General features: G+C 41.8%; 15 protein-coding genes. 9 read left to right on the forward strand and 6 right to left on the reverse strand.

Annotated features, from left to right (window positions below):
• Positions 1 to 4 precede the first annotated feature (4 nt).
• On the reverse strand, positions 5 to 874 hold the full coding sequence (locus tag C505_RS0106550) for a 6-carboxytetrahydropterin synthase (RefSeq protein WP_018691793.1): 870 nt from the start codon (positions 872 to 874) through the stop codon (positions 5 to 7).
• A gap of 89 nt (positions 875 to 963) precedes the next feature.
• On the opposite strand from C505_RS0106550, the gene C505_RS0106555 reads away from it, so the two are divergent.
• The 8 genes from C505_RS0106555 (at position 964) to C505_RS0106590 (ending at position 5,908) form a co-directional block, all read left to right on the forward strand.
• The gene (locus tag C505_RS0106555) at positions 964 to 2,307 is read left to right on the forward strand and encodes a dihydroorotase (protein ID WP_018691794.1); all 1,344 of its coding nucleotides are present in this window, start codon (positions 964 to 966) and stop codon (positions 2,305 to 2,307) included.
• 449 nt (positions 2,308 to 2,756) lie between these two features.
• A complete protein-coding gene (locus C505_RS0106560) occupies positions 2,757 to 3,203 on the forward strand; it encodes a CesT family type III secretion system chaperone (protein WP_018691795.1) in 447 nt (148 codons plus the stop codon).
• A gap of 10 nt (positions 3,204 to 3,213) precedes the next feature.
• Positions 3,214 to 3,639, forward strand: coding sequence for a hypothetical protein (locus C505_RS0106565; RefSeq protein WP_018691796.1), 426 nt, complete (start codon positions 3,214 to 3,216; stop codon positions 3,637 to 3,639).
• Between the two features lie 169 nt (positions 3,640 to 3,808).
• Positions 3,809 to 4,471 carry a Bax inhibitor-1/YccA family protein gene (locus tag C505_RS0106570; protein WP_018691797.1) on the forward strand — a complete coding sequence of 221 codons (663 nt, stop codon included), beginning with the start codon at positions 3,809 to 3,811 and terminating at the stop codon, positions 4,469 to 4,471.
• A gap of 66 nt (positions 4,472 to 4,537) precedes the next feature.
• The gene (gene tusD, locus C505_RS0106575) at positions 4,538 to 4,921 is read left to right on the forward strand and encodes a sulfurtransferase complex subunit TusD (protein WP_026317795.1); all 384 of its coding nucleotides are present in this window, start codon (positions 4,538 to 4,540) and stop codon (positions 4,919 to 4,921) included.
• 12 nt (positions 4,922 to 4,933) lie between these two features.
• The gene (gene tusC / locus C505_RS0106580; RefSeq protein ID WP_018691799.1) at positions 4,934 to 5,290 is read left to right on the forward strand and encodes a sulfurtransferase complex subunit TusC; all 357 of its coding nucleotides are present in this window, start codon (positions 4,934 to 4,936) and stop codon (positions 5,288 to 5,290) included.
• A 2-nt stretch (positions 5,291 to 5,292) separates the two neighbouring features.
• A complete protein-coding gene (gene tusB / locus C505_RS21650; RefSeq protein ID WP_018691800.1) occupies positions 5,293 to 5,565 on the forward strand; it encodes a sulfurtransferase complex subunit TusB in 273 nt (90 codons plus the stop codon).
• Between the two features lie 4 nt (positions 5,566 to 5,569).
• Positions 5,570 to 5,908 carry a TusE/DsrC/DsvC family sulfur relay protein gene (locus tag C505_RS0106590; protein WP_018691801.1) on the forward strand — a complete coding sequence of 113 codons (339 nt, stop codon included), beginning with the start codon at positions 5,570 to 5,572 and terminating at the stop codon, positions 5,906 to 5,908.
• Positions 5,909 to 5,924: 16 nt separating this feature from the next.
• Here C505_RS0106590 and C505_RS0106595 read toward each other — a convergent pair whose 3' ends face one another.
• The 4 genes from C505_RS0106595 to miaE form a co-directional block, all read right to left on the reverse strand.
• Positions 5,925 to 7,094 (reverse strand): hypothetical protein, encoded by a 1,170-nt coding sequence (locus C505_RS0106595; RefSeq protein WP_018691802.1) that lies wholly within the window; start codon positions 7,092 to 7,094, stop codon positions 5,925 to 5,927.
• 74 nt (positions 7,095 to 7,168) lie between these two features.
• On the reverse strand, positions 7,169 to 7,693 hold the full coding sequence (locus C505_RS0106600) for a GDYXXLXY domain-containing protein (protein WP_018691803.1): 525 nt from the start codon (positions 7,691 to 7,693) through the stop codon (positions 7,169 to 7,171).
• Positions 7,690 to 9,006, reverse strand: a complete 1,317-nt coding sequence (locus C505_RS21655; protein ID WP_169337013.1) for a DUF2157 domain-containing protein — start codon at positions 9,004 to 9,006, stop codon at positions 7,690 to 7,692. The genes C505_RS0106600 and C505_RS21655 overlap by 4 nt, the downstream gene beginning before the upstream one ends.
• A gap of 114 nt (positions 9,007 to 9,120) precedes the next feature.
• Positions 9,121 to 9,885 carry a tRNA isopentenyl-2-thiomethyl-A-37 hydroxylase MiaE gene (miaE, locus tag C505_RS0106610; RefSeq protein WP_018691805.1) on the reverse strand — a complete coding sequence of 255 codons (765 nt, stop codon included), beginning with the start codon at positions 9,883 to 9,885 and terminating at the stop codon, positions 9,121 to 9,123.
• A 329-nt stretch (positions 9,886 to 10,214) separates the two neighbouring features.
• On the opposite strand from miaE, the gene C505_RS0106620 reads away from it, so the two are divergent.
• Positions 10,215 to 10,817 carry a Yip1 family protein gene (locus C505_RS0106620; RefSeq protein WP_018691807.1) on the forward strand — a complete coding sequence of 201 codons (603 nt, stop codon included), beginning with the start codon at positions 10,215 to 10,217 and terminating at the stop codon, positions 10,815 to 10,817.
• 172 nt (positions 10,818 to 10,989) lie between these two features.
• Here the strand turns inward: C505_RS0106620 and purF are convergent, their stop codons facing one another.
• On the reverse strand, positions 10,990 to 12,507 hold the full coding sequence (purF, locus tag C505_RS0106625; protein ID WP_018691808.1) for an amidophosphoribosyltransferase: 1,518 nt from the start codon (positions 12,505 to 12,507) through the stop codon (positions 10,990 to 10,992).
• Between the last annotated feature and the right edge of the window lie 57 nt (positions 12,508 to 12,564).

Consider the following 12,564-nt stretch of genomic DNA (forward strand, 5'->3'; position numbering starts at 1 on the left):
TGATTTAAGAAATTGCGATGGCACCTTTGCCAACACCTTCGTAGGCTTCAATTTTTATTTCCTTCTCTGAATTTTGTTGCTTAAGTTCATTTGCAATATACTGCGCAAGTAATTCAACGGTTGTATCATGTGGAATAATCTCTGTGACCGCTTTTGCTGTCACAAGTTCGAATTCGCCTTGAGAAGATGTATATTGAAAAGCAAAATAGTCATCCGAAGAAATATCTAAAGTCAGGTGCTTTAAATCAGAAAACGACACCATATCTTCTTCAGAACCTAGATAGATATCTTCCCAACGCCCTGCCCACTCCTTTTCCAAGCGAAGACTACGCATACCATCTTCATATATAGAAATTAATGAACGGTGTCCATGAACAATACGTTGACAGTTTCCATCATGTTTTTTCAACCCATGAGAATAATGGTAAGAGAAACCATTAATTGCTTCAGAGCGCAGCGTCAATACGACAGATTGAACATTCTCAGGTAATACCTGCTGAATTTCTTTTTGCAAGAATGTAATCGTACTCTCGAAGTCAACCTGTTCGTTTTCAATCGCCACAAATGCTTCATCGGGGCCAAATACAGCGGTTAATCGTCCATGCACATCTTTAAATTGAATGGTCGTGCCATCTTCTGTACGCTGGATTTCAACATCTGAGGCTTTGGTAGGTACAGCAAGTTTATGATCTACTGTCGCGTCAATCACTTTCTTGATTTGTTTTTTTACCAACCCAAAGTCAAGAACCATGCTTTGGTGGTCGAGATCACCGTGCAGTTCCAAGTCAACTATCCAACTATCGCCCACTATGCCTCGCACCGTGTCAAGATAGGAGAAATCTATCACGGTGAGATCTTTCACAAATAAGATCATAAAAAACCTGTACTACCTTATGAGAATGTCTAATGAATAGGGTATTATATTTCACATTGACCTAACTTCACAGAGATGCGGAAGCCTCCATGAAAAAAATATTGATAAAAAATGCTCAAGTTGTGAACGAAAACCAGATCCTGGCGCAAGATGTCCTGATTGAAGGCGAGCGAATTGCCAAAGTCGCTTCAAACATCAATGTACCCGATGCCGAGGTAATCGATGCTACTGGTCTTCACCTTCTACCTGGGATGATTGATGATCAGGTCCATTTCCGTGAGCCAGGATTCCCAACCAAGGGAACAATCGCAACAGAGTCCAGAGCCGCAGTTGCAGGTGGGATCACCTCATACATGGAAATGCCAAATGTAAAACCAGCCACCGTCACACATGAAGCCATTGATGATAAGTTGGACCGAGCTAGCAAATCATCTTTAGCAAACTTTAGCTTTTACATGGGCGCAACAAATGACAACCTAGAGGTAATTAAAACCCTCGACCCAACAAAAGTTTGCGGCATCAAAGTATTCATGGGAGCTTCAACAGGAAATATGCTTGTTGATAACCAAGAAACCCTGGCAAATATCTTTAAAGAAGCACCAACACTCATTGTCACGCATTGCGAAGATACACCGATGATCTTAGATAATGAGCAAGCCTACCGTGAAAAATACGGTGATGATGTGCCCATGGTCTGCCACCCTGAGATCCGTAGCGCTGATGCATGCTATAAATCCTCAACAATGGCAGTTGAACTCGCTAGAAAATACAATAGCCGCTTGCATGTTCTGCATTTAACAACAGAAAAAGAACTCTCGCTTTTTAAGAAAAAACCTGACTACAAGTCACTTGCAGATGAAAACATCTCTGTTGAAGTGTGTGTCCATCACTTATTCTTCAATTCAGATGATTACGAAAAGCTTGGCAGCCAAATCAAGTGCAACCCAGCTGTAAAATTCCCATCCGATCAACAAGCATTAATTAATGCAGTCAATGATGACGTTATTGATGTGATTGCGACCGATCATGCACCGCATACCTGGGATGAGAAGCAAGGCAACTATTTTGCAGCACCAGCGGGTGTTCCTCTGGTACAACATGCCCTTCTAAGTACTTTAGAGTTTTACCATAAAGGCGTTTTTTCTTTAGAAAAGATTGTACAAAAAACAAGCCACGCTGTTGCTGAGCGCTACACTGTCGTAGAACGCGGTTATATTCGCGAAGGCTATTTCGCTGACTTGGTTCTCGTTGACTTGAAGCAAGGTTTTACCTGCTCTGATGAGAATATTTATTATCAATGCGGTTGGTCACCATTTAATGGATATCACTTCCATTCAACAGTGAAGACAACTTTTGTCAATGGCCATGCTGTTTACCAAGATGGTAAATTTGACGACTCACAAAAAGGTCAACCGATGACTTTTGTTCGCTAAAACCCTGCGGTCTTGCATGAGGAGGTCTATTCAGGTATGGATATACCTCCAGTGTTTTTCTCAAATCCATCCAACGTACCTTTAAAAATAAAAGCTCATCTCTGCACAACCAACTGGGGTCTGCTTTTCTTTCATCAATCCACGCTGTTACCCCTGAAAAGGCATTAATCACGGCGCATAGCAACCAGCAGCGACATTAATGAATGATCAACAGAGCCTCTACTAGCACTTTCATTTAAATTTGTGTTAGATTAGGGCGTCTTTTTTTTAAACACTTATCCAGCTTTTCTGAATACTCTTTCATGATAACGCTTCAGGAAGATACGATGAGAAATGCCCAAAATAGAATTCATCATTAAGATTAAAAGATAGAGGCTCTTTTTTGTAGCACTTAAGGATGAGAAAATGATACGCTAGAGACCCGGTAACGCACGAATAAGGCTTTGCCTATGGAATTAAAACGGTTTAATCATATATTGGCTGATTTCAGCCAAAGAATTGGGATCTCCCCACTCTCAATGCCACAAAACGGGCGCATGGTGGTTCGCTTTGAGAACGACTTTGAGCTTCGACTCGACTTGAATTTAACAGAAGGATTTCTAAAGCTCAGTAGTACATTAGCCATCAGTGAAAAACTCGATAACGAATATGCAGCCATGTTGCTTGCCTCTAATGCCTGCTGGCCATCAACAAAAGAGCTTTTTGCTGTCGACTCCAATACATGGCAACCAATGCTTTACCGGATTATTAACCTGGATAGGCTCACACCTGCGGCTTTAGAAACACATTTAACGGAGTTTTATCACAGTCTTGTTCGTTGGCAGGAAATGCTCTCAGGCCAATTTGATCAGTCTTCAGATAGTCCGCCGATGTTTAAACAAACGATTAGAGTATAAGGGGAGTGAGATGTCAGGTAATAAAATTCAATCATATCAACCCCCGGTTCCATCGATCACTCCCAATGGGCATCAGCCAAAAACTCAAACAACACAGGACGGAACGCTTAGATCAGGAGAAGGAACACTTCATATTGGCATCTCAATGGAAAACCAACCAACTCCATCTGAAATGAAAGTTCAGCTTCAAAGAGATTTCGAGAACTTTTCTTTGATCCAACAGAACTTATCTGAAATGTTAGCGATTATTTTCTCGGGAGATACTCATCCAACAATTCATTTAAATGATTGTCAATACACTCTAGAACAGAATACAGATGACAAGTCAGTTCGAGCACAGTTGATCCGAGATATTGAGCATCACTACCCGCATCACAGTTTTGCCGATAAATTTGTCCAGCAACTCAAAGAAATAGCTTCCGATCTGGATAAATAATCCGCAGGTAAAAATAAAGTTTCATGTTTTCTATTCATATCACTAGCCCATTTTTCTTGAATAATGGTATAGTTGCCCCTATCTATATGCTATGAGCTGTTCACTCGTGATATGAAACTTTTTTGCGATATGAGTTTCTAAACGATTAAATTTACTCTGGAGATATTCTATGGAAACGAGAAGTGCTTTTGAATCGACGTCCACGTCGATTATCGAAACGAACAAGGTACTTAAAAATACCTATTTTCTTTTAGCAATGACGCTTGCATTCAGTGCAGCTGTCGCTGGCGTTTCAATGGCACTCAATTTGCCTCACCCGGGCATCATCATCATGCTGGTCGGTTTCTATGGCTTATTGTTTGCTATTCATAAAACAGCAAATAGCCCATTAGGCCTTGTATTAACCTTTGCCTTCACAGGATTCTTAGGTTACACCCTGGGGCCTATACTGAACATGTTTATCAGCAACGGAGCTGGTGATGTTATTGTTCTGGCTCTAGGTGGAACGGCCATGACTTTCTTCGGCTTATCAGCATATGTCTTAACGACGAAGAAAGACATGTCATTCCTAAGTGGGATGATGGTTGCTGGTTTTGTAGTGCTTCTTGTTGCAGTGATTGCGAACCTCTTCCTTCAGCTGCCAGCACTATCTCTAGCAATTTCAGCGATGTTTATTCTTTTCTCGTCTGCTGCAATCTTGTACCAGACAAGTGAAATCATTCACGGCGGTGAGAAAAATTACATCTTAGCGACAATTACTTTGTATGTTTCTATCTACAATATTTTTGTCAGCCTACTCAACATCTTGGGAGCTTTCTCAGGAGACGACTAACCAGTCGATACAATTCGTCAAAGCCTCGCATTTGCGGGGCTTTTTCATTTTGATGGAGCTTCACCTTTGGCAACTTTTTCTATCATGGTCTGTGCTTCTCACTACGCAAACCAAAGCAACCAATCCGCACTCCGCTTTGCGCAGGCAGTCATTGCGGAAAGTCATGCAATTAACGGCATATTTTTTTATCAAGAAGCAGTGACGACTGCAAACCGATACAATCATCCTCCATCTGATGAGCCAAACATCACGCAGGCATGGCAAACACTGGCCCAAGAACACCAGGTACCACTCCTTCTGTGCATCACTGCAGCAGAAAAGCGAGGTATCATTGGTCCTGATACTCATCCACAAGCATCGATGAATATTGCAGATGGCTTTCAAGTCACCGGTATGGCCGAGTTTGCTAGCTTGGCGATTGAAGCCGATCGCGTTATCCAATTTAAGTAGGCACTTGATGACATGAAAAAGATTGGCATTATTCATCAAACATCTGCATTCAATACATCACATGGAAAAGAAGCGCTCGACTTAGCCATGGTGATGAGTGCCTTTGAGCAAGATATCACTGTATTATTTATTGGCGATGGTGTTTTTCAGGTGATGCGGGGCCAAAACCCCGAGGCAATCCAGGCAAAAGACTACCTTTCGACAATTCAAGCACTGCCCTTCTATGAGGTAGAAAAACTATTTGTCTGCGAACATTCTCTCCATTCCCGTCATCTCAATACAGAGCAACTAATTGATGACGTAACAAGCAAAACACAGGAAGAAATTTCTGAACTCATGACTCAATTTGACGAGATTTATTCATTTTAACGATGACAACGCTACATATACTGACAAAGCCAGAACAGCTGGACCAGCATACCCCGCTTCTATCCTACGTGACTCAACAGGATGCCATTTTATTAACTCAAGATGCGGCGTATCGTGCAAATCACTCTTTGCGTGATTTACCAACGAAACAGCTGTTCGTTTTGCATGATGATGCAGCCGCACGTGGCATTCAGCCCGTCTCAGAGATACAATGCATCACATACGCACAATTTGTGCAACTGACTTTTGATTTTGGGAATAGCTTGACCTGGTAACTGTATGAGCAACACTATTGAATTCGACGGAAGTCATATCGAACGAGATAAAGAAGGCTACTTAATCAATTTAGAGGATTGGTCTGTGGAGCTTGCTCCTCTTCTGGCTGAAGAAGAAAAAATTCAACTGACCGATAACCACTGGGAAGTGATCCATTTTGTCAGAAATTTTTATCTTGAATTTAAAACATCTCCTGCAATCCGAGCCCTTGTCAAAGCCATGGCTCAGAAACTTGGTGAAGATAAAGGGAATAGCAAATATCTCTATAAGCTGTTCCCAAAAGGTCCAGCAAAGCAGGCCACGAAAATAGCTGGGTTACCGAAGCCTGCAAAATGCATTTAGTCAAACACTTCGTTATTTAGACGATGTCTTTTTGGCGATTTTGTGACATTGGCTCTTGCTCAGCATAAGAGCCATATTCTCTATTTTCTGTTTCACGCCATGACTGAATCTCGTTGTTTTCAGGGATGACGTTCGGTTGACTTTCCTGATGAGGTCTGCGATTTCTATCCTCTTGCTCATCCATTGGTAGATTAATAGTCGGCAAGTCAGTCGCACCTGTATAACGATCAACTTTATCTGCAACAAGGTTAAATATTTTATTAGCAAAAGCACCCGCAATAAAACACAACAATGTCACCCGCCAAAAGCTTGGCATCATGGCACCTGCTGCCGCTTCAGCAACCACTTGCTGATTACCGGTCAACTCATCAAAAATGGTGAGTTGTTTTGTTTGGAATACAGAAAGTACTATCACAGCAATTGCTGCGCCAGCAAAGATATCTGAGATCAAAACAATCCAAAACTTTTCTGATGAAAATAAATGTGCACGTGATTCATCGTGGTTCTTTGCCGTCAAAATGATGAGAGAGAGCATCGCACCCAACGCACCAAGTGTCACTGCGCGAATAAAAACATAGTTATCCTGATAAAAACCACTTTTTTCAACATCATTCAACCGATCCTCTAACTCAATAATCAGCAAAGAGCGTTCTTGCATCTGAGTCGCCATTTTTAAAAGTTTTTGAAAACGTGTGTCTTCTTTTTGCAAATGAAAATGAGCACTTAACCATGCTTCATAACTTTCTGGAGATAAGGTTTCTGGCCAAGCAATACTATCATCCTGCTTCTCAAGCTTGAGTGAAAACAATTGTCGTTCAAAATCTCGCGTCAAGACAGAGTTTTCTACGCGCAACTGTGTCACATTTTCAACAATACGTTGGCTCAAATAATCCGAGTGAGTAAAAAATGCGACATAGCCAAAGAAGCTGGCTAGACAAATAAATATAATGGCATTCACTGTCGTATCGAGTTTTCTACGAACCTCATCTCGTAGAATCGCTCGGCAAAAGACAAAGTAGAACAAAACAAAAAGAAATGTTAGTGACCAACGAGCAACATGATTTCCACCATTCACATCATTTGTTGAGATCATTGGCCAAATCAAAATCAAAATGCCAACGAGTGGCGTCAAGGAAAGCAGTAAAAAAAAGATAAGTTCACGTTTGTTTTTTGTTTGTAGGATCATGGTGCCAGTCTTTTATTCAAGTGATGAATAAAAGACTAGACAAAACAATAGGTAATACCAAAAGTATCCGACAACTAATCCTTTGCTGTTTCGACTCGAACTAAAGCAGCCTGACCATTTTTAGCAACTCGGAGTACTGCAACAGCACGATTGCGTAGCTCTCGCTCAAGTCGCAGCGCTTCTTCTTTTTCAGCAAAGAAAGCTTCTATTCCGAAGGTTGCGCGATATGATTTACGATTCCAGTGTTGATTACCCAACCTCCCTTTCAGGTATATCCCAGACTCTGGCGGTTTAAAAGTATAGTTATCATAAATATACACTTCGCCTTGTGGTTTTAATTGCACATAGACAATTTCATTCTCACGAATGGCCTTATCAGTCTCAGTTACAAATAAGTCTGAGAAGTCATATCTCAACTGCGCGTAATTTCCACGAAAAATATCTCTTGGATCAATAGGCTGTGTTTTGACTTTGATCTCTTGTCCAACCCATATGGGGTAATACGCTTTCATCAATACCCCCGTCATAACCAGTAATTGTGTGCATATTGTTAAACCGAGGCCGATCATGATGTAGCGTTTGTTTTCCAAGTTATTCATGCCTTCCCCTTCTGCTGTACCCGCTTATCCTGGTGTTTTTTCCAAAATCGGGCACTTAGTAACAAGACACATGCACATAAGATAAAAAGGATACTAGTCCCGAGGTAATCCCCAATTAAATCAAAATAGCGTAAAAGCCCCATCATCATGATTGAGAAAATTCCCAAGTAAAAATAGTGGGTTACATTTCTTTGTATCCCTTTAATAATTAAACCAATCCCAACACCTAACAGGAGAATATTGGTCAATACTTGTAGGTGAAGTGCATGGAGCAATTCCACCCTCGTCAGCCCAATACTAACGATTAAACCAACGATCACAGCAAGAAACCCATAGGAAGGTCTTTCATAGCGAAGTATCAGAGCTAAAGACAATACGGAGAATAGAATGGGCAAAATGATCCCTGCTGTTGGAGAAATCCATGGCTCATGTAACATTCCTCGCCAAGTACTTTCATAGCTGTAGATCAGCAAAATAAAGACCAGAAACCGGATGCTCCACACATTTAAAAGGGTACCAAAATCTTGGAAATGCGCCTTTGATTGATGCAAAAGCCACTTCCCTAGTCCATGGAGCAAAATAAAATAACCACCAATAACGAAAACAAGGTCAACGCCGATATTAAATGCAAACCTTTCCCCAAGCCACCAAGCATACTCGTATTCAATCCACACACCTGACATCACCCCAAAGCAAATCATGAGGATATAACTTGAAGTGCCTCTTGCAAGCAAGTAGCCAGTTGCCAATAAAAAGAGCGGAAAAGAAGCCGGGTGAAAACCCATACTGGTTTCTGTAAAAAACCAAATCACAGCCAAAAAGAAAGAAAAAGCCATGAGAATAAAGCTTTTCAGAAGTATGGCGAACGGTAATATTCCCAAAGCCCACCAGTAAATTCCATCTGGATAGTGCTCACCAATATGAAAGATCTGCGCGATGAGCATAATTGAGCCACCGTAGAAAATACTGCCTAAGAAGAATAACCCAGTAGCCGCTTTCACCTTGCCTTGGTTATATTGATATAAAGCAACGACATGCGTTAAAGTCGTCAGTGAGAATAACCCTATTGTTCTTACTTCACGAGATAAGGTTTCCCAGTTTGCACTGATGATAGAAAATAGGGATAGGCCAATAAAAAGGTAACCAAGGACAACCAGAATGGTGTAGCCAAGAGAATGTTGAGCCATTGCATCTGGGTCGACACCATAGAGCGCACAGATCTTGCGAGATTGCGCTTTAGAAATAATCCCTTCATCGACCCAGCGTTGGTTTTCCTGAGCTATTTCACGTTTTAATAGTCGGATCAATCTCAAGATATTACTCCTTTCTTTCCTGCCAGTATAACGTGAATTGCTTCTAGTTTGTCAGCTCGATATATACAGAGCGGGCGAAATCTCTTATACAATTTAAAACTTCGCCATCAGTGCCTAGACTTCAACCTTAGGCTGGCCGCTGTGAAAACGAAATTCGGGATCATGCTCCAGTATAAGCTGCGCCTCAATCTCGCCAAAATAGGTCACACGCTCATGAATTGATGCCTGGGCATATTCTTCTGCAAGCTGTAAATAATCTGCATAGTGGCGTGCTTCTGAGCGCAATAGTGAGATATAAAATCGTGTCAGCTCATCATCAAGATAAGGCGCAAGCTTCGCAAATCGCTCGCAAGAACGCGCTTCAATGTATGCACCAATAATCAAGCGATCGACGATTGCAGCAGGTTCGTGGTGACGAACATGTTTTAGCATCCCTTTTGCATACCTTGAGGCAGTTAAAACGTCATACTCAATCCCGCGCTTTTCCATAATTCCCAAGACTTGTTCAAAATGATGAAGCTCTTCTTGAATCAGCAACACCATTCTGACGAGTAATTTATTTTTTTCCAATGCCTGATAAACGGGCATTTGATCATCTGAGATCGTATGTTTACCCAGGATTTCAGCTTTTTCGGGGAGTTCGGCCACATCACGATAAAAGTCTAGATTTGGGAGCAAATGCCGCTTTTCTTTTGACAAACAATATCGGCGTACAAGACTATGAGCACTCATGGCCGCCTTCATTTCGCAATTTGCATGATCAATCAACAATGCTGGTAATTGTTCTGGTTGCTTCGCAACATCAATCCAACTCTGCGGAGTTTCACAATGGAGAAAGTTTCCAATGGGTTCCAGCAGCTGCTGATATTCTTCTAACATGCATACACCTTTTATAACGATGACTTTGAAACGTCTATCCTTTGGCTCATTTTAAATTTTAGATTCAGTCTATGGAACGAGATCACATCAATTTTTCCTCATATTTCATGAAATTAACGCTAAAATATCATGAAAATGTCATTTTTAATTTGCAACAAAACAAGGAAAATAGCTTTTAACGAGACCAAGCCCACGGAGGACGAAAGATTATATCAGATGGCAAAAAGCTGTCACGAAGAACTTGACGAAAACCAATACTTTGTCCATAAAAAAATAATACGGATGAAAAAAATCATCCCCTTGCGTCAGTTTTTGTGAGGAATACAACAATGATATTAAATCACTTATGGGGACTGTATGCTCACCCAAAAGAGGAGTGGCATACAATTGATGCGCGACATGAAAGCTTCAAATACAGTATGTCTCACATACTGATAATCGCTTTAATTCCGTCGCTTTGTGGCTATTACTCAGCTGCTCACATTGGTTGGCAACTGACTGATACCAGTGAAGTAATCACACTGCCCGCGACCAATGCAGCTTGGCTTGCAGTTGCCATGTATTTTGCTCTAATTGTCGGCGTATTTATGTTGGCATATCTTGCATATTGGATGGCACATACATTTGGGGCAGAACCGACATTTACACAAACATTGGAGTTAGCAGCGTATACAGCAACACCAATTTTTATGTCCGGCTTTGCTGCATTATATCCAGAACTATGGTTCATCACTTTAGTCGGTTGTGTTGGAGTCGCTTACTCGGTGTACTTGTTATACACAGGAGTTCCAATACTCATGCATATCCCTGATGATCGCGGCTTTATTTATGCTAGCTCGGTCGTCACTTGTGGATTGATTTTACTTGTCTGTATTCTTGCTGCGACAGCAATTCTATGGACATCAGGATTGGGTCCAGTCGTCACCAGTTAACGAATAAAATAAGGTGACTTATTGGCCTACCAGGCAATAGGCAGGAGAGTTTGGGGAGACGAGAGCTCCCCCTTTTTTTATCTGAATTTCATTCGCTTCTTTATGCCGCTCTAATTGGAAGTTTATTCCATCCAGTGATCTCATTGAAAAGCGCGAACAATACAGCTGAAAGTCAAGATGCTATATCTTCGTTATGAATATCTAAGCTATCTGAATTTTCTTCCTGCGATGACTTCGCCAGATCATTACGCTTCGCATCCAGTTGATTGAGATACTGTTGATCAACATCGTTGGTTATATAATCACCATCAAATACCGAGGTTTCAAAATGCTTGATATCTTGATTTGAAGCACCAACCGCGGCCACTAAGTCACTGAGTGACTGGTAAATCAGTCCATCTGCACCAAGCATTTTTGCGATATCATCAACATCTCGACCATGAGCAATCAACTCAGATGAGGACGGCATATCAATTCCATAGACATTCGGAAAACGAACTTCAGGTGCAGCGGAAGCAAAGTAGACTTTTTCCGCACCAGCTTCTCTTGCAAGCTCTACGATCTGTTTCGACGTCGTCCCACGAACAATAGAATCATCGACAAGTAAGACCCGCTTCCCTCGGAACTCTGCAGGAATTGGGTTCAGCTTCCGTCGCACTGACTTTTTCCGCTCAGATTGGCCTGCCATAATGAATGTCCGCCCAACATAGCGGTTTTTCACAAACCCCTGACGGTATGGTAAGTTCAGCTCTTGAGCAATCCTCAATGCGATATCACAGCTTGTCTCGGGAACAGGAATAACCACATCGATATCATGCTCTCCCCATTCGCCTGCAATTTTTTTACCGAGCTTCACGCCCATATTTACTCGCGCATCATACACGGAGATCTTATCCAGGGTTGAGTCTGGGCGTGCAAAGTAAACATATTCAAAAATACAAGGAGAATAAGTCGGATTTTCTGCACATTGCTGTGTAAATAACTCGCCATCGAGTGTGATATAAATCGCTTCACCCGGGGCAACATCACGCACAAGTTGAAATCCGTTCACATCCAAAGCCACGCTCTCAGACGCCACCATATACTCCATCCCTTTCTCCGTCTCACGCTTACCCAAGACTAATGGACGGATCGCATTCGGATCACGAAATGCTAATAAACCATGATCGACAACGAGCGAAACAACAGCATAAGCGCCTCTTACTCGACGGTGGACATTACTGACAGCTTGAAATATCTCTTTCGGAGAGAGCTCCAAGAGGCCAAATTGTTGGAGTTCGTGGGCGAGTATATTAAGAAGAACTTCAGAGTCTGAAGAGGTGTTGACGTGACGTTTTGCTTGATGATGGAGATATTGGGTCAACTCTTCCGTGTTTGTTAGATTTCCATTGTGAGCAAAGCCAATTCCGAAGGGAGAGTTTACGTAAAAAGGTTGCGCCTCAGCGCAGTTGGAAGTCCCTGCGGTTGGGTATCTTGTGTGCCCAATACCAACTTGTCCTTTCAACCCTTGCATGTGGCGGGTATGAAATACATCCCTGACGAGACCATTTGACTTCCTTAATCGAAACGTACTGTTATCGATCGTCAAGATGCCTGATGCATCCTGTCCCCGATGCTGTAAAACAGTTAAGCTGTCATACAGCGCTTGGTTAACATCCTCTTTGCCAAGTATTCCGACAATACCACACATAATGTGTCCTCACCAAACCTTTGAAATGTTGCCAGCATTTCCTTCTTTGACGTCTTC

The sequence above is a fragment of the Algicola sagamiensis DSM 14643 genome (genome assembly GCF_000374485.1).
In the GTDB taxonomy this organism is placed as follows: domain Bacteria; phylum Pseudomonadota; class Gammaproteobacteria; order Enterobacterales; family Alteromonadaceae; genus Algicola; species Algicola sagamiensis.